Raw genomic sequence first — 24,911 nt, 5'->3', positions numbered from 1 at the left:
TCTCCCTAAATATTACTGCGCGTAAGATAACACGCCTCATGTTTGTGTGCCTAGATGGTCATTGATGCGCAGTGTGGCACCTGTCACCAATACTATAACTCGGCTAGTAGTGACCGTTGCAGAGAAGTTTATATTGCCTCGCAGTGGCGATTATTGATCAGGATCTGTTGGAGGTTTTACGGAAGTCTATGTGAGTGTCTGAATAGCAGAGTCCCAATATGCCGCCTTTTCCTTTTGAATCTATGCCGCGAGAAAAGTTGATGTCTCACGGCCCCCAAGCGTTAACTGACGCCGAATTACTGGCAATATTTCTTCGTACTGGAACGCAAGGCATGAATGTCCTTGAGTTGTCTGATTTCTTGATTAAGGACTTTGGATCGTTACGCAAGCTGTTTGGCGCTAGTCGGGACGAATTTTGTCAGCATAAAGGTTTGGGCACCGCCAAGTATGTGCAATTGCAAGCTGTCCTCGAGTTAACACAACGATATCTTGCGGAAACACTCCAACGCGGTGATGCATTAACCAGCCCAGAACAGACGAAACTTTACCTTTCAGGATTGCTGCGTGATAAACAAAGAGAAGAATTTTATGTTCTTTATTTAGACAACCAGCATCGAGTGATTATTGGAGAGTCATTATTTCAAGGCACAATAGATGCAGCTTCGGTTTATCCAAGAGAGGTGGTAAAGCGGTCTTTAGAGCACAATGCAGCGGCTTTAATTCTTGCGCATAATCACCCTTCAGGCATTGCAGAGCCTAGCCAGAGTGACCGCAGAATCACGCGTCGAATCAGTGATGCATTAGCGTTGGTCGATATACGTATACTCGACCATTTTGTGGTTGGAGATGGTGAGATTGTTTCCTTCGCAGAACGTGGTTGGATTTAAATCACATTTTTAGTTGTGAGTTCGCTGAATTCTGCTACAATCGCCCGACATTTTTTAGCACATAAATCAGCTCTGCCTAAAAAAGATCACGAAAACCTGTAAAAAGGATCTGTTCGGGTCTTGAGCAATGCATATCAAGTTAGTATAATGCGCGACCTTTGATAGCCTTGTATGGATTTTCCATAGCGGTTCTTAACCTCTAACTTCTTTCCGAGAAATAGAGAGGTTCGGCCACCAAGGTTGATATCGAGCTGAAACGATTTTGGAGAAGACATTCATGTCACGAGTATGCCAAGTAACTGGTAAGCGTCCAGTAACGGGTAACAACCGTTCACACGCACGCAATGCTACTAAGCGTCGTTTTCTGCCGAACCTACAAACTCATCGTTTCTGGGTAGAGAGCGAAAAACGTTTTGTTAAACTACGTCTATCTGCTAAAGGTATGCGTATCATCGACAAGAAGGGCATCGATGCTGTTCTTGCTGACATTCGCGCAAACGGCGAAAACGTTTAAGAGGAATATAGGCAATGGCAAAGAAAGGCGTTCGTGAGAAAATCCGTCTAGTATCTTCTGCAGGTACAGGCCACTTCTACACAACTGATAAGAACAAGCGTAACATGCCAGGCAAATTTGAGATCAAAAAGTTTGATCCAGTAGTTCGCCAGCACGTTATGTACAAAGAAGCTAAAATCAAGTAATTGATTCTTCTTTGAACTTCCTTCGGGAAGCGTGAATTGAAACCCAATCATAGCAATATGATTGGGTTTTTTATTATTTAGCGTTTGCCGATGTTAAGGACAACCAGCTCCTCGCCTCATTTCATCTTTTCTGCTACTTTTGATTCAATTCATAGCAGAGAACGAAAATACGATGCGAGTTCCTCCTTCACGGCGTAGACGCTGGAACAATATTCTTATTCTGGGCATCATTGCATTTATTGGCTTGCTCAACTTACCTACGTTGATTAAAACCTACCTTATCGATGAGCCAGTGGTCGTAAGCTCACACCCTCATTTACTTAACCCTTCAGCAGACTTGCAAGCCTTACACTTTTCCACTTGGTCATTGGAGAGAAGGCAAGATGAGTGGCACAGCTCAGTACTCAGTAATATTTCAGCACATGAGCTAGCGCAGCGCTGGCAAGGTTTGATTGGCACAGAAATTAGCCAAGACAACTTTGATAGTTTGAAGCCTCAACTGAGCCAACCCCAATCCATTGAAGTGTGGTATTTCGATCAAGAAGAACCGCAAAGGATCACTTACTATCAGACACCACAGTTTTGGTTGCTCAAAAATTGGCAAGATAAGTGGATAGCCATTTCGGTCGATACTCGTTACCTTATGCCAGAGTAAAGAGAACCCACTAGGAATCACAATGCCTGAATTACCAGAAGTCGAAGTAAGCCGAATGGGCATATCCCCACACCTTGTCGGTGAGACGATCGCAAAACTGACTTTTCGTACCCCGAAGCTTCGCTGGGATATCCCACAAGAGTTGAAACAACTAGAAGGCCAGAAAATCCGCAGTATCACCCGCCGAGCTAAATACCTACTAATAGAGACGAGTGCGGGATCAGCAATCGTTCATTTAGGGATGTCTGGCTCATTAAGAGTGTTGGATGCGGAGATATCACCCGGTAAACATGATCATGTTGATCTCAAACTCACCAATGGCAAGGTATTGCGTTATAACGACCCAAGGCGCTTCGGGGCCTGGTTGTGGACAGAAGATGGCCAACACAAGGTACTTGAAAATGCAGGACCTGAACCATTAACGAATGAGTTTAGCGCAGACTACATAGCAGCGAAGGCGGTGAATAAAAAAGTTGCAGTTAAGCGTTTCATTATGGACAACAAAATAGTCGTGGGTGTCGGTAATATCTATGCCAATGAATCGCTATTTAGTGCTAGAGTTCACCCCACTAAGCCCGCAGGCAAGCTAACCAATAAGCAGTGGGCTTTGCTTGTGACAGAAATAAAGCAAGTCCTGGATACGGCCATTAAACAAGGCGGCACGACCCTCAAAGATTTTGCTCAAGCGGACGGTAAGCCTGGCTACTTTGCTCAAGAGCTGCAAGTGTATGGGAAGAAAGGGGAACCTTGCCCAGTTTGTAGTGGTCCAATCGAAGAGCTTAAAATTGGTCAGCGAAACACCTTCTTTTGCAATCATTGTCAAAAGAAATAGCACTGAATACGTTTCTTTTAGTAACGTTTTTCATTTCATTCAGCCAATGTTCATTTACTTTCGCCTATCCTAGACTTGGGCGAATAGTGTAGAATATAGCCCCTTTTCGTGGTGAGTAGTGGATAGATAACTGACGCTACTCATCTATAGTGAAATTCGTACATAAGGTACCCTCCATGACAGAGCTTGCATCTGCGGTAACTTGCCCACATTGTGGACCATCAACAGAGAGTGAATCCGAAATTCTACTTTCTGTACTTGTTCCTTATTTTAATGAAGAGGAAGTTTTACCGGCTTTTCATGAAAGGCTAATGCCTGTATTGGATAGCATCGATGGATTGTGTGAAGTTATCTATATTGATGACGGCAGTAGCGATAAAAGCCAAAGCATTGTGGCTGGTTTTGAAAGTGAAAACAGTAATATCGTTAGCCTCAACCTAAGTCGTAACTTTGGTAAAGAAGCCGCAATGAGTGCAGGCTTAGAGTACAGCCGCGGCCAAGTCGTGACTATTCTGGATGCGGACCTGCAAGATCCACCAGAGCTGCTCCCTGAAATGCTTGAAAAATGGCGTGAAGGGTACGATGTGGTTAACATGCAACGTAAAGAGCGTCATGGTGAGACTTGGATGAAGCAAAAGTCTGCCGCCTGGTTCTATCGCGTGATGAACTCAGTGTCGCAAATGGATGTGCCAGAAAATGTGGGTGACTTTCGACTACTGAGTCGTCGCGTTGTGGAGCATATTAATCAGCTTCCGGAGCGTAACCGCTACATGAAAGGCCTATTTTCTTGGCCTGGATTTAATACCATTACACTGCAATTTGAGCGTGATCCTCGCCTAGTTGGTGAGACAAAGTGGAATTACCTCAAGTTGATTGGTTTGGCAATTGATGGCATCTCATCTTTCTCAATCCGTCCATTACGTCTCGCGACGTTGTTGGGTGCGTTGATGGCGGCTTTTGCATTCTTGTACGGCTTTATCATTATCTGTAAAACCATTTTCTTGGGTGAACCTGTGGTTGGTTACCCATCAATGATGGTTGTACAGCTTGGCCTTGGTGGTATTCAGCTTCTATGTATTGGCTTGATGGGCGAGTACATAGGACGAATTTTCATAGAAACTAAGCGCCGACCATTGTTTATCGTTCAATCGAACATTGAAAAAAAAGCGCAAGCTTCACAGCAAAAAGATCAAACTGAGGAACACTAACAGTGAATATTAAGATCACCGCTAAGCACCTATGGGGCTTATTGGCTGTCGCACTACTATTACGTCTGATTTCTTTGGGCTTGTATCCTCTCATGGATACTACGGAAGCTCGTTATGGCGAAATGGCGCGACTTATGGTGGAGACAGGTAACTGGTTAACACCTCAGTTCGACTACGGTGTCCCTTTCTGGGGTAAGCCACCACTGTTTACTTGGATGAGTGCAACAGGTGTTGAGCTGTTTGGTCTAAGTGAATTTTCTTTGCGCGCTCCACATTGGTTAGCTGGCGTACTGGTTATTGCTTTGGTTGGCTATATGGCTAAGCGAGAAGGTTTTAACTGGCTTGTAGCGTCAATTGTACTTGCAACGTGTGGTATTTTCTCAATTGCAGCGGGTGCTGTGATGACAGATATGGCACTGACTCTTGGTATGACGATGGCAATGGTAGGTTTCTACTACTGCTGGTTAGAAAAAGAGAAAGGCGGCATTAAAGACCACTGGGCTTACTTTGCTTTTGCTGGCCTGGCGATTGGCTTGTTAGCTAAAGGTCCTGTAGTGATTGTCATTATGGGTTTAGCTGTATTCCCATGGCTAGTACTACAGCATGGCCTGATTGGTGCGTTTGTACAATTGTGGCAACGCTTCCCAATTGTTAAAGGCATTTTGCTGATGCTAGCGATCGCATTACCTTGGTACATCATGGCTGAGCGTGCGACCCCTGGCTTTATCGATTATTTCATCGTAGGTGAGCACTTTAAACGTTTTGTTGTGAGTGGTTGGGAAGGCGACTTGTACGGTAGCGCACATGATGAGCCACGCGGCATGATCTGGTTATTCTGGTTACAAAGTGCAGCACCTTGGTCTATCGCTCTACCTATTCTTGCTTGGTTCCGTCGCGATCGTATTAAAGAAACCAATCAAGCAAATAAAGGCCTATTTTCGTTTGCTATTTTCTGGCTAATTTCTCCGCTGCTGATGTTTACTATGTCAGGAAATATTCTTCCTGCGTATGTTCTACCTGGCATTCCTGCATTAGGTATCCTAGCGGCCATTATGGTGATGGAGAAAGACTGGAAGTGGTTCAGCGTGGTGTCTTTAATTCTTCCAGTTGTTCTGTTTATCGCTTTAATCTTGCTCAATACAGGTATGGAAGACAATAAGAGTGATCGTGTGTTCTTTGACGCTCAAACTGAGCAGTTAGACACTTACTACGCTCGTAGCCGACCATTCTCTGGCCAATACTACAGTTTAGGTCAAGCGATTAAAGTCACTACACCAGCTGAAATCGAAGCCGACGAGTTTTATCTAATAGGTCGTGAGCGCCACATGCAAGGTTTCCTAAATAGTGACAGACTTGAGTGTGAGTTGCTATTAGAGCCAGAAAACTCAAGACGCTCTATGTATCATTGTTCGACAGTGACCAATGAAGCTCCTTAAGTTCGCATTTGTTGGAGGTATCGGCTTTGTTGTCGATACCTCAATTTTTACTTTGTGCCTTCACGCGTTTGAATGGTCATTGATGACCTCGCGCGTTATCGCATTTTTCTGCGCAGCAACCTCTACTTGGTTGGGTAACCGCTATCTCACTTTCTCTGCAACTTCGCAGCATGGCTCTAAACGTAAGCAATGGCTGAAATTTATGACCTCTGCCTGTATCTCAGCAATTCCTAACTTCATTACCTTTAAACTGTCTCTAGAGTTTTTGGGCAGCGATGGAGTATGGGCTTACGTTGCTTTGGTGTTAGGCATTTTGGTGGGAATGATCAGCAACTATTTACTGAGCGATAAGTGGGTATTTAAAGCCAAATCTTAATGGGCCAGCGCCTTGCTGGCTTAAACAAACTCTATTGGGACATTATGGTTTCTTTTCAGCATAACTACCGAGCTCTCATCCGAATTGTACTTTGGGTTAATTTTACCGCGATTGTTTTCCTCTCTTTGTCCCGTGGTTTGTTTTTCTCATTAGCTGTCGAACCAGAAAAGTTGTCTGGTTTAAGCGCCGATATTCTCCGTGCCTTTTGGGTTGGTGCTCGTTTCGATGCAAAAATTGTTTTCATAGGTTTTGCTCCAGTTTTGCTGGCTGGTCTGATTCTGGCAAAAACTCGCTTTTTCACATGGTGGAATAAGGCAACGCCTTGGTATGTTGGTGCGATTTTCTTTTTGCTTTGCGGCTTCTCTATTGGTAACTATTACTACTACGTTACTTATGGTAGCTACATCGATGTCTTTGTCTTTGGTTTGTTTGATGATGACACCAAGGCGGTACTCGATAATGCATGGCAAGATTACCCAATCCTCCGTTCATTTGGTGTTTCAGTAATCGCGGCTATTGGCGGTTATCTATTGACTAAACAGTTGGTCAAACGCTCCGAATCTTGGCAATGGTCTGCACGTCACTGGGCAGTGACCACGGTATCAGTCGTATTGACCATTGTGGTTTATGTCATCGTGGCTCGTGGCTCTATTGGCAGTTTGCCGCTCAAGCGCTATCACGCCAACGTATCTCAATACAAACCACTGAACATCATTACGCCTAATGCTTTTATGGCATTGAGTTGGGCTAATGGGGATTATAAGAAGCAAGCTAAGTTTGACCCGGTGTCCCAGCAAGCCGTGACTGAGCAGATGATGAAAATGCTTGGGCAGCCAACTCCGGAGTACCGTACCGATAAGAATGACTACTTAGCTGACAATCCTCCTCATGTTGTTATGGCATTAATGGAAGGCTTAGGCACAAACGTGTTGATCGAAGATGACCCTGAGCACAATGACCTGCTGGGAAGTTTGCGTCAGGCCTTTGATGAAGACTTTGTCTTTGAACGTTTTATGGCTGGGACGACGGCGACCATCGACAGTATTGTGATGATGTTACTCCATAGTGATGTGCCGACAATCAGTCATTCAGGTGCTCAAAAAGTTGCGTTGCCGAGCTCTGCGGTATTGCCGTATAAGCGTGCGGGATATGATGTCGTGTTTATCTACGGCGGAAACAGCATGTGGCGTAACTTGGCAAATTACCTTCCGCTTCAAGGTTTCGATACTGTGTACGATGAAAACAGTATTAAAGCGGCCTTCCCTGAGGCTAAAGAACACGCCGATACTTGGGGCGTCGCGGATGAATACACATTCAAGTTTGCTCGTAAGTTGTTGGGTGAAGCGACCAAACCGACTCTGATTTACATTATGACGGTGACTAATCATTCTCCATACCGCCCGCCAAGCGATTATCAACCTAAGGTAACCCATGCGAGTGAGCGTCTCAAAGATGTGATTGGTAGTATTGCCGGACAAGAAATCGAGATGCTTGAGGCGTACCAATACGCAAATGATTCGCTAGGGAACTTCATTCAAGACATCAAAGATTCTAGCTTAGCTCAGAAAACACTGATCGCAGCTTCAGGTGATCACCGTGTACGTTCTATTTCGACTAAGAATTTGGATGAATTTGCGGTGAGCTACGCGGTTCCATTCTATTTATATGTACCTGAGGCTATCCTCGAACATAGCCAATACCAGTACCAACCGGAGAGAATCGGTTCACATCGCGATATCTTCCCTACGTTGTACCAATTTAGTTTATCCGATCAGAGCTACATTAGCTTAGGTGGTGAGAATATGCTCTCAGTGGATGGTGTGAGCAACCGTGGCTACAACAAAGTGCGCAGCATTAATCAGTGGGGAGCTTATGAGAATGGCAACCCGACGAAACTTTATGCTTGGGATGACGGGGTGATGACGCAAGATACACCTACTGAAAATCCAGAGTCTGACTGGGCGCAAGAGTACCATAAGCTGCAAAACTATTACTTACGCTCGCAAGTCGCTGGCGTGAAGTAAAGGGTAGGAGAAAGTATGCTTGATCTGACTGATGCGGTAGTCATTGGAAAAGGCTCTGAGAGAATTTGTTACCAACATCCGAATGACGCCAATCTCTGTATTAAGGTGCGTTATCGAGTGAAACGTTCACGTGACGAAAGTCAACGTGAGTTTGAATATGCCCAAAGCCTCAAGCATCCAGATTTGGTGCCCTATGCGTTGCCAATCGAGTGGCTTGAGACCTCAGAAGGTAAGGGGCTTGTTTTTCCTCTAATCCGAGATGATGATGGTAGCTTGTCGATGTCACTAGGCAAGCTGGACATTAAATCAAAGCTTTCTGAGTTGTTTGATGAGTTCGAAGATTCGATTTTAACTAACAATCTTTCGTTGACGGACCTGCGCTTACAGAATTTAGTGCTACAGAAAAATGGTGACAACGAGCGTATCGTTATGATTGATGGCTATGGCTTTACCAATGACTTTTTGAAGAATGTTTTTAAAGTCACAAGGGTCATTACTTATATTCAAACCAAGCGCCGGCTTGAGAAATTTAGAAGGAACTTTATTGATGCTCGATAATAAACAGATTCGGCAGTATATCGCCAAATTTCCTGACTCTTTTCAGCATGGTATGAGTCAATTTGCTTTGCTGATTAAAATGGTTAGCGGTTTGTTTCGCAATCAGGTGTTGTTTGTCAAAGGGGCAAAGGGCAATCAAGTTTCGATAGGTAAAACCAAGCATCGTTCACGCATTGTGATTAAATTTGATAAGCGCGCGAAGGGAAATCGTGTCGTCATTGGCGATAACTTTAACGGCAATGTCAATATTCTGATCAAGGGCTGCAATAGCACGCTCTATATAGGCGATGATGCTGTGATTAAGAAGAGTAAGTTCTCTTTGCTTAGGGATGATACTCTTTTCGCTGTTGGGGAGCATGTTGGTATTCGAGCTGGTGCAAACATTAAATCGTATGGCCAACTGGTATTAGGTGATGATGCCATGCTGTCAGCCAATATATTGATTCAAGAGTACGACGGACACCCTATCTTTGACGAACAAGGAAATGTCATCAATCAACGCATCTCTGGGGTGTTTGTTGGCCCTCATGTTTGGCTTTGTCGTGATGTTAAGATCATTAAAGGTGTGACGATTGGCAAAGGGTCGATTATTGGAGCGTTTAGCACTCTCACTAAAAGTGTTCCAAGTGATGCTATTGCGGTTGGCGTTCCTGCCAAAGTGGTAAAAGAAGGTGGAATTTACTGGGCACGTAACCACTCAGAAAAAGAGCTTTCTAAGGCTAAGGCGTTTTACGCGATGGATTAGAGACATTAAAGGCTGTCATCCGACAGCCTTTATTGTATGACTTCTATTTATTTTGCAGTTGCTTTGCCACATATGGGTGAACAAAGTCTGCTACATCCCCACCGTGAAGTGCGACCTCGCGAACAATGGTCGAAGACAAAAACGCGTATTTTTCATTTGGTGGTAAGAATAGGCTCTCTATTTCTGGCATCAGCTTCTGGTACATTGTTGATAGCCCCAACTCGTACTCAAAATCGATTGTGGTGCGTAAACCACGGATGAGAATATTGGCATTTTCCGCTTTCGCGAAATCGACAAGTAAACCTGAAAAGCCCTTAACGACAATATTAGAGTGGCCCTTGAACACTTCTTGCACCATATCGATACGCTCATCCAGTGTGAAGAGCGTATTCTTACGTGGGCTTTCTGCTACAGCAACAGTCACCTTGTGAAACATTTTTGAAGCGCGTTGAATGATGTCTACGTGCCCATTAGTTATAGGATCAAAGGTCCCTGGGTAGATAACGTTCGTGTTCATTTTATTGTATAGTTCGGCGTAATAGAGAGTATCAGCTGGTTATTATATGACAGATAAAACCCTTATACACATAAACTTGGCATCCGGTTTTGGTGGTGGCGAAGTTCAAACCTTAAACCTGATCGCGAATCTATCCGGTTTCCGCCAGCTAATCTTAGGTAAAAAGGATAAGCCTTTTACCCTGAAGGCAAAGGAGAGCTTCTCTCAATCTCACAGTATTAAGGTCGCCAGCTTTTGGAGTGTGGTGTACACCGCCATGATGTCAAAAGAAGTGCTGATTCATGCTCATGATGGACGAGGGGCTCATTTAGCTCGGCTAATAGGTTGGTTGACGGGCAAGCCTTACCTTATTTCACGCCGAGTCGATAAAGCCTTAAAGGGCAAAGCCTCTACCAAAACTTATCAAAAAGCAGCCGCTCTGGTCGCGGTCAGTCAGAAAGTGGCTGACAATATCCGACATCTTAATAGTCATGTGTCTATTGTACATGACAGTTACTCTAACCTTCCTTCAGATAGGGCGGTTGATAAAAAGCTGACTGAACTTAAGAGTAAATTTGTAGTGACTCAGCTTGGAAGTCTGCTTGAAGTGAAAAATATCCCTTTTACCATTGAACTGGCTAAGCAAATTGAGCACACCCACCCAGGTATTCACTTTCTAATCGTTGGTAAAGGAAAGGAAGAAGCGTCGTTAAAACAGTTGGCGAATGGCTTATCGAACATCACTTTCTTTGGTTTTACTCCTTATGTGGGGTCGGTGTTAAAACGCACTGATGTATTGATGATGCCGTCAAACAGTGAAGGGCTAGGCTCTGCTGTGCTGGAAGCTTACCAACATGATACGCCCGTGATCACTTCAAAAGTGGGAGGGTTACCGGAGATTGTAGAGCATGGGACGACAGGTTATTTAGTGGATACGGATAGCTGCGAACAAGCAAAACAGTACTTAGTAGATTTGGTTTCCAGTAAAGACTTGTATCAGCAGATCCAACAAAACATCCAACAGAAAAAGCAGCAATATAGCCCTGAAAGTATGGCTGAGCGCTATATTGCTTGTTATGACCAAGTGTGGTGAGTTACCACACTTTATTGAAGTCTTCTTTCTCAAGTACTTTAGGGTCGCGTTGGAATTCGAGTAAGCGTGCGTACTTTAAGTAACTGCTAAGAGAAGCACTGATAGAGACCGTTAAACCGTCTGCGCCACCCAAAAAGCCCTTTTTGATAAAGTAAGATTTGATAAATGCGTTCAAGCCGTGCAGAAATGGACTCATTGCATTCACGCGTTTGCCTTTTTGGTACATGATCTTAGCGGCGCGACCACTGAAGTCTCGGCCAGGTTTGGCAAACAGCTGGCCTAGATTTTCAAATGAATAGTGAATCAAATCTGCGCTAATGCGCTCCGGGTTTTTAGCTTGGACTGCCGCGTGCTGCTTAACTTCAGCAAAACGAGTTTGAGTTTTATCGTAGAGACGAATACAGAAATCTGGGTACCATCCACAGTGTTTAATCCATCGACCGCCAATGTAGTTACGACGACGGAACGCGAAAGCATCGTGCTTGGTGGTAATGAGATCTAGGTTATTGATTGCGGTAACCATTTCATCAGTCAGCCTTTCATCGGCATCAATACTTAAAATCCAGTTATTTTCGGTATGCTCTAGACCGACATTCTTCTGGAAGCCATCACCCAAATAGCTTTGAATAACAACCTTTGCGCCAGCCTGCTCCGCAAGTTCGCGAGTATTATCAACACTATTTGAATCTACCACGACAACCTCTGAGCAAACTTGTTTTAGAGATTGAATGCACTCAACAATATTTTTTGACTCGTTAAGAGTAATAACAACGCCCGTAATCATAGATTTGCCTTCATTAGTGTTGATTTAATAGTGGTTTGAGCTGGGATTGTACCATGTCCAAAGTGATGGACTGCATAACATGATCGCCTTTCACTCGGGTACTCCATGGCAGTTGCTCGGCTGGCTTGCCTTGTTGCTGCTCGACAAAGTGCTCATAGACGCTCACGATAGAGTCTAAGTTGTTGTAAGGACCTGTCCGTTTGGGGTTGCTGTGGCCATAGAGACCAATCACAGTAGTTCCTTGCGTTGTGGCGATATGCGCGGGGCCTGAATCAGGAGCAATAACCACTTTAGCCTTTGCCAAAACCGCCGTGAGCTGCTTTAAGCTTGTTTGACCGATTAGATTGACTGGCGTATGCGTCATTTTCTCTTTAATCGCGTTGCCGAGTTTTATTTCACGCTCCGCGGGTGAGCCGCACAGGGCAACTTGGTAGCCTTGGTCAATAATCCAATCGGCTAGCTCTGCGTATCGAGAGGTCAGCCAATTACGCTCGTCTTTACTTGCTGCCGGGCTAATCACCACTGTTGGCTTAGAGCCCAAGGTATCTTGAGCAAAGCGGATATCATTCTCGCTGATGGGTAATTGCCAAGTGGGCTTAGTCTTAGGGACGCCAAGATATTCAGTGAAAGAGAAGAAGCTATCTAAGACATGAGCCGATGACGTGTCTGAGATTTTTTTATTGGTAAAGAGCCATTGGGCTTCTTTCGCTCGCTTAAAGTTGAAACCTACTTTGTAGCGCGCTTTGATACCAAGAGTTAATAAGCTAGCTCTCAGAGCCAACTGCATATGTACTAACACATCAAATCGGCGGCTACTCAGTTGTTGCCACACATCTTGCATGCCTTTAAGGCCAGCTTTTTTATCAAAAACAACCAGTTCGACATTCTCTAAGCCATCCAGTAGCTGCGCTTCTATTTTTCCTACTACCCAAGTCACTTTGGTTTCTGGCCAATAACGTTGCAAAGCCTGAATGGCAGCAACAGCATGGCAAGTGTCACCAATGGCAGATAAACGAAGAAAACACACTGACTTAGGCGCAGCATTGAACAGAGGCATGGCAAGGGCTCAAAGATTTAAGTTGGCTAGAATTATGCAGATAAGCTCAAGAAATGTAAAATAGCCAGCAATTCTCTTATTCAAAAGGTTAGCTATGAACCCTGAACAAAGCGGCAAACCAGGAGCAACGGGTATCACTCGTATTGTTAATGCTACTGGGTACTCGATACAAGGTTTAAAGGCGGCATTTCGCCACGAAGCTGCAATCAGGCAAGAAATTGGGTTGTTGGTCGTCGCAATTTTGGCGTTGTTGTGGCTATCTCTACCAGTAGTCGAAACTATCTTGATGCTCGCAACAGTTGTCTTAGTTTTGGTCGTGGAATTAATCAACTCCGCTATTGAAGCTGTTGTTGATCGAGTTGGTACCGAAAGACATGAGCTTAGTGGTCGCGCAAAAGATATTGGTTCTGCTGCGGTACTTGTAGCTCTCACTTTAGCGGCCTTTACTTGGGGCTATATCCTTTACCACCACTTTTTCGCCTAATTACAATCTTAGAATTGATTAAATTGAGTTTCGTAATCCGCAATGAGGCCGCTAGTGATTAAACAATATAAGTCTTCTCATCAGGTTATCTGGTACGACGATCAATTGTTACGAGAGGAACCAGAGCAAGCGTTTAATGTCGATTACTGGCAAGATAATGGGCTAGTTATTGGTAGTGCCGAAGGGCGAGGAACGACTTGGTTTGTAAAAACTCAAACTATTACAGCAGCGCTCCGTCACTACCGTCGTGGTGGTTTATTTGGCAAGTTAGTTGCGGATAGTTACTGGTTTAGTCACTGGGAAAACACTCGCAGTTACGCCGAGTTCCACTTACTTAAACAGTTAGCAGATGCTGGAGTTAATGTACCTAAACCTATTGCAGCTAGAGCAAGCAAGCGTGGCTTGTTATATAAAGCCGATCTGCTGAGTGAAAAAATCGCTAACGCCTCAGACTTAGTCGATATTCTTCAAAATAGAGCGTTGTCCGCCAAGGAATACCAAGTCATTGGTCAAGAGATTGGCAAGATGCACAAAGTAGGCGTGAATCATACGGATTTGAACATACACAATATTTTGTTGGATGCTGATGGAAAAGCTTGGATCATCGATTTTGATAAGTGTTACCAACAGCGCGGAACGAATTGGCGACAGGGTAATCTAGATAGGTTACTGCGTTCGTTTAGAAAAGAGCTCAATAAGCGTTCTATTCGTTGGACAGAAGCGGACTTTCATCATTTATTAACGGGTTACCAGCAGGAGTGCTAAGCCGTTATCACTTGCTATCAGAGCAAAAACATTAAGAGTTATTTGGATATACGATGTCTTTTAAACAAAAACTTCATGCCCACGGCTGGTTTATTCTCGTCAATGCTTTAGTGGCCATAGCGATAGCGAGTCGCTATTTTGCTTTTTTACCTGAGTTCCCATCAGACCTATTGGGGATAAGCTTTATCTTTGCTGGCACACTCGGTCAGATGACTTTGCTTGCTGCGTTGATTGGTCTTGTCAGCTTACCCGCATTATTGCTGCCGAAAAGGGCTCGCAACGTTGTTCAAGCGCTGGTGGCTTCTCTCGGTTTAGCGGTTTTATTTATCGATACCATTGTTTACGCGCAATATCGTTTCCACATTAATGCAGTTGTTCTTGAACTGGTGATGTCTGGTCAAGTCGTGAGTTTCCCGTTGATCACTTGGGTCACAGTATTAGGCTCTATTGCTGCGTTGATTGGTGGTCAATGGTGGTTAATTCGATGGTTAGAGAATGATGCTCCAGTACGTCAATGGAAGTTGGGGCGAAAGTTTACTTACGTTACTATTATTGCGTTGCTCTTAACCAACGGTATCCACATCTGGGCTGCAGCGCATGCGTATCAGCCTGTTACTATGGTGAAGCGTTACTTGCCATTATTCTATCCAGCAACGGCCAACAAATTCATGGAAAGACGCGGTTGGCTAGATAAAGAAGCGATTGCTCGCCAAAAAGCGATGCGAGTGCCGCCAAAGAGTGACTTGAACTATCCGCTAAAGCCGGTTGAATTTAAGTCAGTCAAACCAGTAAACATCATGCTGATAACAGTGGATTCATGGCGCGCTGATACCTTTAATGCGGACAATACCCCTTATATGTGGGAGTACGCGAAAAACGGCGCTATTTTCCAAGATCACATCGCTACAGGTAACGCCACTCGTACGGGTATTTTTGGCTTATTTTACGGTCTGCCGGGTACTTATTGGCACGGTTTTGTTGCCAACCACCAATCTCCGGTATTGGTTGACCGTCTCCAAGCGTTGGATTATCAACTGGGCCTATTTGCGGCTGCGCGCTTAACGAATCCAGAATTCCACCAAACGGTTTTTGTTAATGTTCCGAACTTACGCGTTGGTTCTGAAGGTCTCACACCATCTCAACGAGATAGGCATTTAACCGATGATTGGATTGAGTGGTATAAGAATCGAGATACTTCTAAGCCAGTATTCTCATTCCTATTCTATGACGCGCCACATGGTTACGATTTTCCGAAGAACTTTGAGCCTAAGTATGAGCCAATGATCCCGCGTGTGGATTATCTAAAACTGGATAACAACAGTGATCAAGAGAAGTTCTTTAATCGTTATAAGACTTCTGTCCGCTACGTTGATACTCAGGTTAAGCGTGCTCTGGATACATTGAAAGAATCGGGTGACTTAGAGAATACACTGGTGATCATTACTGGTGACCACAGCCAAGAAATGAATGATAACAAACAGAACTTCTGGGGACACAACGGCAACTTTACCCGTGCTCAAACCCAAGTACCGTTTGTGATGTTTGGTCCAGGCGTGGATAAAGATAAGTTAGCAGAAACCGTTACCTATACCACTTCCCATGAAGACTTTGCGCCGACATTGATGAACAACTATTTAGGCTCACTGAATGACGTTCGTGATTACTCGACAGGAGAAGATCTGTATGGTGATAGCGTAAAACGTAATTGGATAATGACTTCCAGCTACAGCGCCTACGGTATTATTTATGACGATACCATTATTGAAGTAAATGGGGCAGGTCAATCGCAGATTTTAGACAGCACTTATCGACCGAAGAAAGATGAGGCAATGAACTATCAGTATGTTCAAGAGGCGTTAGATAACATTAGTCGTTTTAGGAAGTAATAGAGAAAAATGGCCGGAATATCCGGCCATTTTTTTAAATGAGCTTTAATGTCTTATCAATACACCCTTGATGGCGAACCATAAATTCATTCATTCTCTCCTGAAGGCCCTCTAGAGCGGTGTTATCCCAGACTTTTAGTACACCGTTAGCTATCTCTGACTCAGAACTGGATACAGTCATGAGGCCTTCCGCCAACAACTGGTCACTGATTTCTTGGAAGTTAAAGTAACTCGGGCCTGTGATAACCGGTACTCCGAGAGCAATGGGTTCCAGCATATTATGCCCACCAACTTTATCGCCGAGTAAACTCCCCCCCATAAAGCAGACGTCTGCAGCGCCAAGCAGAGTGAGCATCTCTCCCATGGTATCACCAAGGTAAATTTGGCTTTGGATACTTACGTCGCCTTGGGTTCTGCGAGATACCGTAAAATTAGCCTGCTGGCATAGGTCATGAACAGAGTCAAAGCGTTCAGGGTGCCTAGGAACTAAGATAAGTAGAGAGTCAGGTTGTTGTTTAACGAGTTCTTTATGCACTGCGAGGACTCTCTCATCTTCACCTTTGTGGGTGCTGGCCGCGATCCAAACTGGACGACTTTTACCAATCTGGATGCGCAATTGCATTCCTGCCTGTTTCGTTTCTTCGGGAATTGAAATGTCAAACTTAACTGAGCCTGTTACAGAAACCTTACTTTTATCTACACCAAGTTTCTCAAAGCGGTCAGCATCATCTCGATATTGGCAGCATATATGAGAAAGGTTGTTTGCAAGCATATCGAACAGAGGGTGGACTTTTTGATAGTTGCGATAAGACTTCTCAGATAAACGTGCATTCAGAACGGTAATTGTGATGCCATTACGTGCCACAATATGGAGCGTATTTGGCCAGAGTTCAGTCTCCATAATCAGCATCTTACTTGGGTTGATACTTCTTAAAAAACCGCGCACAGCGAAAGAAAAGTCAATCGGCATGTAGCGATGCTCAACTAAATCTGCGAGCTTTTCTACTTGTTCTGCCCCTGTGCTGGTGGTTGTGGTCACCACAATAGGTTTTTCTGGATTTTGGAGCTTTAATGCTTTGATGATGGGAGTAACAGCAATCACTTCACCTACAGAGACGGCGTGAATCCAGATGGGAGAAGTTTGGCTCTTTAACTTTGGAGTTATACCAAAATGCTCTTTCCATCTTGGACCAAAAGAGGGTTTACCAGGTTTACGTTTGTAAAGTCCAAAGAGCAGGATTGGCGACACTAAGAAGAGAAGGATTGTATAAAGAAAACGAATCATTGTTTCTCCGCGAATTCGTCATTATAAGCTTCGACGATTTTCTTACCATCAAACTTATCGAGAGTCTCTTGGACATAGTCATTAAATGATGTATCCCATTCATGTTTGAGAGCAAAATAGATGGCTTCACCTAAAGACTCAGGCGTTTCTTTTGCTAAAAATGGTTCCAATGCCCCATTCATGATTTGGCGAACACCACCTCGGCTATCTGTGCTAACGACAGGGGTTCCGCAAGCCAGTGACTCAATTAACACCATGCCTAATCCTTCATGCTTAGAACTGAGAACATAAAGATCGGCGGCTTTGTACCACGGAAATGGATTGGTTTGTTGGCCTTTAAAGTGAACTCGCTCTGTGAGGTTAAGTCGCTTCACTTCAGCTTCAATGTTATCTCTATCGTTTCCTGCACCGACAATCACCAAGTCTTGCTGTAGGTTATATGTATTCGTAGCGTAGTGATACGCTTGTACCAACAGCGAGAAATTTTTTTGAGGAACCAGTCTTCCAAGACCCAAAACGTATGGCTTGTCGTGCAATTTTTCTTGAATGCACTCTGCCTGCTGCCGGATGTTGATAAAGTCATTAGGATTATTGACCACAATTGCTTTCTTTGGCGTAATTTGGTGCGTTTCGACCATATCTTGAAAGCTATCTAGTGCGCCTTGGGATACGCAGGTGACGTTTCTATTTTGGAAAAGCTTGGTGAAAACCCAGCGGGACAGTCGGCCGTACATGTTTTTCTTTTGTACGTTTTCACACACATATACAAAGCGTTTATCTTGAATTGGCCAAAGTTGCTCAAAGGTTCCTTGGCCACGAAATATAATTAAGTCAAAAGGTTGCCCGTTTTGCGCTTCGAGCTTGCTTAGCTGCTTTTTGAAAGCCATAGATTCAGCGTATGCAAACCAAAGCGGAAAGGTTTTGCTGAATACAAGATTCAATACTTTGCAAACAACGAACCAAAGTGCACCAAACCCAGTAGAAAACACTGACTTTTTTAGGTTGAAAAGGTGTACTGGAAGATCGTTGTTTTTGGGTTCAATTTCTTTCTTGCGATTCTTTAGGTAAATTAAATCTGTCTGGTGTCCAGCATCATGGAAAGCATCCGCAAGGTTGACCGCAACTCGTTCCATTCCGCCGATTTTCAGACAGTTGACGACAATCGCAACGTTATTTTTCATAAGATGCCCCTTCAGATATAGGGTTTCTACAAAAAAGAAGGATAATCATCAAGTATAATATTAGACTATTTGATTGTGATAGTGGTATATCTGTTAAAGAAGCCACAGCGTATACAATCGAAACATAGCAGGGGATCAATGAGTCTTCATTTTTGAATTTCAAATGATAATAAAATGGAAAGCATAAAGTGATAATTAAAAGTATGAACCCCAAAATGCCTTTTTTAACAAAAGTAGATATATAATCGTTATGGTAATGGCTCCATTTTACTGATATTTGCAACGCTTTACCGTCGTCTACTAATCTTTGCTTTTCTTGGATGTGGGAATCACCAAGTCCTAGCAATGTTGGTTCTTTTGACAATTCTAAACCCGCTTGCCACATTGCAATTCTATAACCGATAGAAGTGTTTAGATTTCCATTGTAAATAGATGAAATTTCATTTTTTGTAGATATATACCGTTGCTTGAAGAAATTAGTATTTATTGCCAAAAGAGTCAAAATTAAAATAGGTACTATGCTAAGTTTAACTATGTGTTTTTTACTTTTGTTCTGTATTACTTGGTAAGTGAATAGAATGATTGTTGCTGTAATTAAAGCAATTAGAGTGCCTCTTGTTTCACTCATAATTACACCGTAGAATGAAAAAATATAACCAATAATTGCAAATAATTTTTGGGTTCTTGATTTTAATCTAAAAAAATAATACAGAGATATGATGGATATGGCAGCTGCCATAGTCGTATAAGGTATTGCATTGACACTCCATTCGTGACGAGGTAAATGCCAAAGTTCTGAGTGTATATATATGTAAAAAAAAGAAATAACACCAGATAGGCTAACTAAGTACACAGAATTATTTTTTACTCTTTGAATTATTGTATTATTAATTACCATTGATAAAAGAGTTACGGATATTAATACCCTTAGTACGGATGTGCTCTGACCAACATATAACTTAGTTATGATAGCTAGAATGCTTGATGCTATTAGTATGGCAATAAAAGGAGATTGAGATATTTGGTCCCTAATATTGATTTTCCTGTTAGAAATAATGTGGAATAGAAAACAAACTACGCAGATAAAAACAAAATCTTTGTCTGAGTCGTAAATAAATAGACCAGTAAAAACCCATAACAGTGGGAGAGTAGTTATAATAGATGTAAGCTTATTTATTGTCATTATGTCTAAACCTACGCTGAAATTCATTTATATTGTAAAATGAGTCGATTTCTTCTTTTATTTCACTTGACGGTAAATTCCACCATTGTGCTTTTTGGAGAAAATCGATATGTTTTTTGCTAAATCGATAACGAATAAGTGTGGCAGGAACGCCTCCAACAATGGCATAAGGTTCAACATCTTTCGTTACTACAGCTCCAGCAGCGATTATTGCACCGTTGCCAATAGAAACTCCTGGAAGGATTGTACTATTTACACCCAGCCAAACATCATGACCTATAGTAACCTTGTCGTTGTTATCTATAGTGATATCTTTGCTTATGATCCCTCTTTTTTTTTCATATAAAAAAGGATGCGTGGAAATATAGCTTGTTGGGTGGTTGGATTTAGCAATAGTTACATTATCTCCTATAGAGCAAAAGTTTCCGATAGATGATAATAGCTGGTAAGAGCCATTGTTAAAAAACTGTTTATATCTGTATGTGTATTTTCCGACTGAGAATCCGAAATATTTATAAGCAATGTATCTATATGTATCTTTCTTATCTAAATAAATCTTGCACAGCTTTCTAATAAATAAGCTCTGTTCATTCTTCGAAGATGCTATCTTTCTCCAAAGCTTGGAAATTATCCATTTGTCAAATTTGGTTAGAGGTTTTTTCACTCTGATAACCTATTAATTACTTTGATTGGTTCCAAATTTTTTAAGCATTCTAAATGCCCCAACGGACATTCGCGCTTAAAACACGGACGGCACTCAATATCGGTACTTACAATATCCACTTTTTGTGCAAGCGGTGGAGTATATTTCGGTGATGTTGAACCATACACTCCTACCACATGACAGCCAACTGCTGCCGCAACATGCATTAGTCCCGAATCATTGCTGACAACGCTTTGACATGCTGCTAATAGGTCTACCGCTTCAATTAGCGATGTTTTTCCGGCTAAGTCAAAACAAGCGGTTTGCTGCTGTGAGGTTAACTGCTGCTTTATTGACGATGTGGTTTGTTGGTCTTTTGCTGATCCAAACAACCAGACTTGATGGCCTCGATTAATCATTTCAGCGGCAACAGCAGCGTAGTGCTCAACTGGCCATTGTTTTGCAGGGCCAAACTCTGCACCAGGACATAAACCCACAACTGGTTTATCTTTGATTAGATTAAATTTTGTTAGTGTTGCTGTTTGTATGTCTGCATCGATCGACAAGCTTGGTTTTGGCTGTGCTTCAATACCACCTAGAGACTGCGAACCGATCATATCCTTTCTAGAATGCGCTAATGCGACGTATCGCTCCACCATGTACTGAAAGGCTTTTTTGTTTGGTCTTAGGTCATTGAGTAGTCCGTAGCGCATTTCTCCTTTCCACCCCGTTCTAACCGGTACTTTGGCAAACCAAGGAATGAGTGCTGATTTGGCAGAGTTAGGCAGAATAAAAGCGTGAGTGTAATGCTCATCAATAAGTGATCGGCCAAGGCTTCTTCTTCCTGACCAGTTGAACTCACCATGACCAAATGGCATCTCAATGGCTCTGTTGACTTCGGGCATTCTTTCCAAGATTGGTTTACACCAACCCGGCGCGATAACATCAATGATTGCGTCAGGAGACTGCTGTTTCAGGGTAATGTAGAGTGATTGTGACATCACCATGTCGCCCACCCAGGATGGGCCTATAACTAGTATTTTCTTCACATTGCCTCTCTAAAGGAGATCTTATTGTTTATCACGCATTTCCCGGTAGAGGTTGCGACCATCTTGCTGGGTTCTGAGTAAGCGAAGTATCCACATGTATTGGCTTGGCTCTTTAGCAACGAAGTACTCGATTGCCTTATTCATTCCACGAGCATCTTCAGGGTCGGTATCTTGCAATTCGAGCGGCGGCATAAACTCAATGGAGTATGTGCCCGTATCAGGATCGATAGACGCAAATGTTGGGATTATCTTGGACTTGGATAGCTTCGCCAACTTTGTTAGCCCTGGCAAGGTCGCTTTAGTGGTTGCAAAGAAATCGACAAACTCACTGATATCAGCACCGTGGTCTTGGTCAGGAAGGTAATACCCAAGATAACCGTCTTTGATCGACTTGATGAAAGGTTTGATTCCTCCAGAACGCTCGTAAACACGTCCACCGTATTGCACGCGTTGACGATGCATCAACCAGTCACTCACAGGATTTTTTTGCTTTTTCGCCATGGCTGAGACAGGTAACCCTTTTGATGCAAGCAATACGGCGGGGATGTCAATCGCCCAAGAATGAGGAACTAAAAGGATCACATTTTCATTTTGTTCAGTACAGTCGGTCAAATAGTGCTCGTTCACCAGAGTACACTGAGTTTGAAGCCACTGTGGGGAGCGTAACGTTAGCAAGCCGAAACGCATCATAAAGACGCCAGCAGTTAATAGTGATTCATACACTAATTTTTCTCTCTCTTGCTCCGTTTTATCTGGGAAGCAAAGAGAAAGGTTAACTCGAATGTTATGCACTGCGCCTTTGCGTTTATTGGCCAAACGAGAAGCGACTTGGTGTGCGATCCATTTGTGAACTTTAACTGGCAGTAGGGATATTGGCAGAGAAACTAATACGCCTAGCCAAGTCCCCCAATATTTAGGCGCAAGAAACCCCCACTCAAAAGCGGGGTTGTATGCTTTCGGATCGAAATCGTTACGTGGTTTACTCACAATGCGTCGCTATTATTTGTTAATGATTGCCATGTACTCTGCAACACCTTGAGCAACTGGTTTGAAAGTATGGTTGCAGCCTGCAGCGCGAAGTTTGGTTAGATCCGCTTGAGTATATTCTTGGTAGGCGCCTTTGAGATGCTCTGGGAATGGAATAGTCTCCACTTCGCCTTTGCCATGATAAGCTATAACTGCTTTCGCGACTTCTTCAAAAGACTCCGCACTGCCAGTTCCTAGGTTGAAAATACCGGAAACACCATTTTGTAAGAACCATAGGTTTACTTCAGCAACATCGCCAACGTATACAAAGTCACGTTTGAACTGTTCGCTGCCCTCAAACAATTTTGGGTTTTCACCTGCATTCATCTGATTGTTTAGATGAAACGCTACAGATGCCATCGAACCTTTGTGCTGTTCACGTGGTCCGTAAACGTTGAAGTAGCGGAAGCCTGTAATTTGAGAAAGCGTTTCACCATGTTCTTCAGCATCTTGCCAGATTCGACGAACATAGTTGTCAAATTGCTGTTTAGAATAGCCGTATACATTGAGTGCCCCTTCATATTCTTTTTCTTCAATGAAGGTATCTGTTTCACCATAAGTCGCAGCTGATGATGCGTAAAGGAAAGGAATTTCACGCTCTAAACAGTAGTGAAGCAGCTCTTTGGAGTACTCGTAGTTATTGAGCATCATGTACTTGCCGTCCCACTCAGTTGTGGCGGAGCAAGCTCCTTCGTGGAAGATGGCGTCGATTGGACCAAAGTTTTCGCCCGACATGATTTGGACTAAAAAATCATCGCGATCCATGTAATCTGCAATATCTAGGTCAACGAGGTTCTGAAATTTCTTACCATTCTTAAGGTGATCTACCACTAAAATGTCATTGAAACCTTGTTCGTTTAAAGCCTTGATAATGTTGCTGCCAATCATGCCAGCGCCGCCAGTTACGATGATCATAGATAACCTTTTGTTAGAAGAATGGAACTTGGCAGAGTATAACATGCTCAATAGGCTAGGGGCTATAAGGCCATAGTCAAACAATCATTCGATGCGATCGATGAGTTGAGGTATAATTGACCGTTAAAGATAGACCAAATGACTTGATTTTATGAAAATTTGTTGAAGTAGTTAGAGAATTGGGAATTTGACCCAAGGGCGGTAGCGTTTCCCCGTTCGAAAAGGATTCTCTAATGGTTGATAATTAGAGGCAAATTTACTCCTAATTCTAAATAGATACACTTACTATATTACAAATTCAAATGTATCTATGTAATGATTTACTCAAATGGGCTTAGCTCTTCGTGTTTTTTCATGTGTGACTTTTATGAACATAAAAATAAACATGAACATAAACATAAACATAAACATAAACATAAATATAAACATGAATATAGAATGAGGCTATGTATAAGATAATACTATCTACGGGTGTAAGTAGAGTAGTCGATAAAGCACTTGGAATGATTAGGAACTACCTTATTGCAAATAATTTATCAGCTGAACTAGCGGATAAGTTTTATTTGATAACTAGTTTTTTGGAAGTCTTTTCTAACGCCTCTACGAAAAATGAAGAAATAAATTCAAGTGTAAATAGAAAAAACAAACACAAAAAAGTCAATAAAATAATTGTATTCATGTTTATTTTTTTTAGCTCATTTTTCAGTGCCTATCAATTAGGAGGGAGTGTAGAATTATTTTTTATAATCCTAATTAGTTTGCTGACTTATGTACTTTATCGTGGAATTGTAACTATTATAAAGTTTGAAATATCACCAAAATTGAGTGTTTACTTTGAAGTCATTTTTTCCTTATTTTTGCTTATCTTTTTATATCTGGCGATAACTGCGATTGAACATGAATATATTTATTATATGTACATGGCTTCATCTGTTACAGTATTAATATTAATAGGATTGTTATCAAAATTTAGTTCAGCATTGAAGTTTCCTAGAAATCCACAGTATGACTCAAAATTTTTAACACTAATTGGTCTAGGGTGTGCGCCATATTTAGAAAGGTTGTTGATAGAAGGTATGGGAGAGTCAACGTTAACAGGATTTGTTATTGCCTATATGATAGTAAGCATACCATTGGCTATAGTTCCTACGTCGACACTTTTAGTCGTGCTTCAAAAGTTTTCTACAGCTAATATAAAGTTTGTAGTCCTTATTCAAAGTTTATTGGTTATTGTAATTGGTGGCGGACTATATTATATAAATTACTTTGTTGAGTTGTTTCCCTATACATCAATTGAAAACTTCTCTTCTGCCACATTATGTGCTCTTATGAATATCGTAATTAGCTATTTTGAAACTAATTTTCTGATATATAAAAAAACAAAAAAAATATTAATATCAAGAAAATTCTTGGTTCTTTTTCTTATATCTTTAATAGTTTACGTTTTAGAGCTGGAAAGCATTCTTACATTTTATATTATTTACTTTTTAATGAATGTTATAAGCTTGCTTTTCTTAATCTCAAGAAATAAAAAAAATGAAATTAAAGCATGATAAAATGCTTACTTTATTATGCTATTTGTAATATTAATAAGCGATGTTAATTTTTAAATCAATATTTTATAAATTTATTTACGAGGTAATA

The 24,911-nt window shown here is 42.3% G+C and carries 26 protein-coding genes; 16 read left to right on the top strand and 10 right to left on the bottom strand.

The window, feature by feature from the left end:
- Window positions 1-218: 218 nt before the first annotated feature.
- The 11 genes from radC (at window position 219) to AC4MRV_RS07485 (ending at window position 9,420) form a co-directional block, all read left to right on the top strand.
- Window positions 219-887, top strand: coding sequence for a RadC family protein (gene radC / locus AC4MRV_RS07535; protein ID WP_491186812.1), 669 nt, complete (start codon window positions 219-221; stop codon window positions 885-887).
- A gap of 277 nt (window positions 888-1,164) precedes the next feature.
- Entirely contained in the window at window positions 1,165-1,401 is a 237-nt protein-coding gene (gene rpmB, locus AC4MRV_RS07530) for a 50S ribosomal protein L28 (protein ID WP_006881432.1), read from the top strand.
- A 14-nt stretch (window positions 1,402-1,415) separates the two neighbouring features.
- Window positions 1,416-1,586 (top strand): 50S ribosomal protein L33, encoded by a 171-nt coding sequence (gene rpmG, locus AC4MRV_RS07525; RefSeq protein WP_004410866.1) that lies wholly within the window; start codon window positions 1,416-1,418, stop codon window positions 1,584-1,586.
- Between the two features lie 172 nt (window positions 1,587-1,758).
- Window positions 1,759-2,241 (top strand): hypothetical protein, encoded by a 483-nt coding sequence (locus AC4MRV_RS07520; RefSeq protein ID WP_491186811.1) that lies wholly within the window; start codon window positions 1,759-1,761, stop codon window positions 2,239-2,241.
- A gap of 22 nt (window positions 2,242-2,263) precedes the next feature.
- Entirely contained in the window at window positions 2,264-3,073 is an 810-nt protein-coding gene (gene mutM, locus AC4MRV_RS07515) for a bifunctional DNA-formamidopyrimidine glycosylase/DNA-(apurinic or apyrimidinic site) lyase (protein ID WP_491186810.1), read from the top strand.
- 176 nt (window positions 3,074-3,249) lie between these two features.
- Complete coding sequence (locus AC4MRV_RS07510) at window positions 3,250-4,281, top strand: glycosyltransferase family 2 protein (protein WP_491186809.1); 1,032 nt, start codon at window positions 3,250-3,252, stop codon at window positions 4,279-4,281.
- A gap of 8 nt (window positions 4,282-4,289) precedes the next feature.
- The gene (locus AC4MRV_RS07505) at window positions 4,290-5,717 is read left to right on the top strand and encodes an ArnT family glycosyltransferase (RefSeq protein ID WP_491186861.1); all 1,428 of its coding nucleotides are present in this window, start codon (window positions 4,290-4,292) and stop codon (window positions 5,715-5,717) included.
- Window positions 5,704-6,093, top strand: coding sequence for a GtrA family protein (locus tag AC4MRV_RS07500; RefSeq protein WP_491186808.1), 390 nt, complete (start codon window positions 5,704-5,706; stop codon window positions 6,091-6,093). The genes AC4MRV_RS07505 and AC4MRV_RS07500 overlap by 14 nt, the downstream gene beginning before the upstream one ends.
- Window positions 6,094-6,137: 44 nt before the next feature.
- Entirely contained in the window at window positions 6,138-8,117 is a 1,980-nt protein-coding gene (locus tag AC4MRV_RS07495; RefSeq protein ID WP_491186860.1) for an LTA synthase family protein, read from the top strand.
- Between the two features lie 15 nt (window positions 8,118-8,132).
- Window positions 8,133-8,675, top strand: coding sequence for a YrbL family protein (locus tag AC4MRV_RS07490; protein WP_491186807.1), 543 nt, complete (start codon window positions 8,133-8,135; stop codon window positions 8,673-8,675).
- Window positions 8,665-9,420: an acyltransferase gene (locus AC4MRV_RS07485; protein WP_491186806.1), complete on the top strand. Its 756-nt coding sequence runs from the start codon at window positions 8,665-8,667 to the stop codon at window positions 9,418-9,420. Before AC4MRV_RS07490 ends, AC4MRV_RS07485 begins: the two co-directional genes overlap by 11 nt.
- Window positions 9,421-9,463: 43 nt before the next feature.
- Here the strand turns inward: AC4MRV_RS07485 and coaD are convergent, their stop codons facing one another.
- On the bottom strand, window positions 9,464-9,937 hold the full coding sequence (gene coaD, locus AC4MRV_RS07480) for a pantetheine-phosphate adenylyltransferase (RefSeq protein WP_491186805.1): 474 nt from the start codon (window positions 9,935-9,937) through the stop codon (window positions 9,464-9,466).
- A gap of 46 nt (window positions 9,938-9,983) precedes the next feature.
- Between coaD and AC4MRV_RS07475 the strand changes: the two genes are divergently transcribed.
- Window positions 9,984-11,009, top strand: a complete 1,026-nt coding sequence (locus AC4MRV_RS07475) for a glycosyltransferase family 4 protein (RefSeq protein WP_491186804.1) — start codon at window positions 9,984-9,986, stop codon at window positions 11,007-11,009.
- A 1-nt stretch (window position 11,010) separates the two neighbouring features.
- Here the strand turns inward: AC4MRV_RS07475 and AC4MRV_RS07470 are convergent, their stop codons facing one another.
- Together AC4MRV_RS07470 and AC4MRV_RS07465 are read right to left on the bottom strand one after the other, a co-directional pair.
- Window positions 11,011-11,793, bottom strand: coding sequence for a glycosyltransferase family 2 protein (locus AC4MRV_RS07470; RefSeq protein WP_491186803.1), 783 nt, complete (start codon window positions 11,791-11,793; stop codon window positions 11,011-11,013).
- A 13-nt stretch (window positions 11,794-11,806) separates the two neighbouring features.
- The gene (locus AC4MRV_RS07465; protein ID WP_491186802.1) at window positions 11,807-12,850 is read right to left on the bottom strand and encodes a glycosyltransferase family 9 protein; all 1,044 of its coding nucleotides are present in this window, start codon (window positions 12,848-12,850) and stop codon (window positions 11,807-11,809) included.
- A 94-nt stretch (window positions 12,851-12,944) separates the two neighbouring features.
- Between AC4MRV_RS07465 and AC4MRV_RS07460 the strand changes: the two genes are divergently transcribed.
- From AC4MRV_RS07460 to AC4MRV_RS07450, 3 genes are read left to right on the top strand one after another with little or no spacing between them, the layout of a single operon-like run.
- A complete protein-coding gene (locus AC4MRV_RS07460) occupies window positions 12,945-13,334 on the top strand; it encodes a diacylglycerol kinase (protein ID WP_491186801.1) in 390 nt (129 codons plus the stop codon).
- 57 nt (window positions 13,335-13,391) lie between these two features.
- A complete protein-coding gene (locus tag AC4MRV_RS07455) occupies window positions 13,392-14,099 on the top strand; it encodes a 3-deoxy-D-manno-octulosonic acid kinase (protein ID WP_491186859.1) in 708 nt (235 codons plus the stop codon).
- A 53-nt stretch (window positions 14,100-14,152) separates the two neighbouring features.
- Window positions 14,153-15,985: a DUF3413 domain-containing protein gene (locus tag AC4MRV_RS07450; protein ID WP_491186800.1), complete on the top strand. Its 1,833-nt coding sequence runs from the start codon at window positions 14,153-14,155 to the stop codon at window positions 15,983-15,985.
- 34 nt (window positions 15,986-16,019) lie between these two features.
- Here the strand turns inward: AC4MRV_RS07450 and waaA are convergent, their stop codons facing one another.
- The 7 genes from waaA to rfaD all read right to left on the bottom strand — a co-directional run bounded on the left by waaA (window position 16,020) and on the right by rfaD (window position 23,267).
- Window positions 16,020-17,270, bottom strand: a complete 1,251-nt coding sequence (waaA, locus tag AC4MRV_RS07445; RefSeq protein WP_491186799.1) for a lipid IV(A) 3-deoxy-D-manno-octulosonic acid transferase — start codon at window positions 17,268-17,270, stop codon at window positions 16,020-16,022.
- Window positions 17,267-18,451, bottom strand: a complete 1,185-nt coding sequence (locus tag AC4MRV_RS07440) for a glycosyltransferase (protein WP_491186798.1) — start codon at window positions 18,449-18,451, stop codon at window positions 17,267-17,269. The genes waaA and AC4MRV_RS07440 overlap by 4 nt, the downstream gene beginning before the upstream one ends.
- Entirely contained in the window at window positions 18,441-19,190 is a 750-nt protein-coding gene (locus AC4MRV_RS07435) for an O-antigen ligase family protein (RefSeq protein ID WP_491186858.1), read from the bottom strand. The genes AC4MRV_RS07440 and AC4MRV_RS07435 overlap by 11 nt, the downstream gene beginning before the upstream one ends.
- Before the next feature lie 430 nt (window positions 19,191-19,620).
- Window positions 19,621-20,298, bottom strand: a complete 678-nt coding sequence (locus AC4MRV_RS07430; RefSeq protein ID WP_491186797.1) for a CatB-related O-acetyltransferase — start codon at window positions 20,296-20,298, stop codon at window positions 19,621-19,623.
- Window positions 20,295-21,326, bottom strand: a complete 1,032-nt coding sequence (gene waaF, locus AC4MRV_RS07425) for a lipopolysaccharide heptosyltransferase II (RefSeq protein WP_491186796.1) — start codon at window positions 21,324-21,326, stop codon at window positions 20,295-20,297. The genes AC4MRV_RS07430 and waaF overlap by 4 nt, the downstream gene beginning before the upstream one ends.
- A 21-nt stretch (window positions 21,327-21,347) precedes the next feature.
- Window positions 21,348-22,313 carry a lauroyl-Kdo(2)-lipid IV(A) myristoyltransferase gene (lpxM, locus tag AC4MRV_RS07420; RefSeq protein WP_491186795.1) on the bottom strand — a complete coding sequence of 322 codons (966 nt, stop codon included), beginning with the start codon at window positions 22,311-22,313 and terminating at the stop codon, window positions 21,348-21,350.
- 12 nt (window positions 22,314-22,325) lie between these two features.
- Window positions 22,326-23,267 (bottom strand): ADP-glyceromanno-heptose 6-epimerase, encoded by a 942-nt coding sequence (gene rfaD, locus AC4MRV_RS07415; protein WP_491186794.1) that lies wholly within the window; start codon window positions 23,265-23,267, stop codon window positions 22,326-22,328.
- 446 nt (window positions 23,268-23,713) lie between these two features.
- Between rfaD and AC4MRV_RS07410 the strand changes: the two genes are divergently transcribed.
- Window positions 23,714-24,820: a hypothetical protein gene (locus AC4MRV_RS07410; protein WP_491186793.1), complete on the top strand. Its 1,107-nt coding sequence runs from the start codon at window positions 23,714-23,716 to the stop codon at window positions 24,818-24,820.
- Window positions 24,821-24,911 lie beyond the last annotated feature (91 nt).

This window comes from Vibrio sp. (assembly GCF_984391705.1).
Note: the sequence above shows the minus strand (reverse complement) of the source record. Positions and strands in the feature narration are given on the sequence as shown.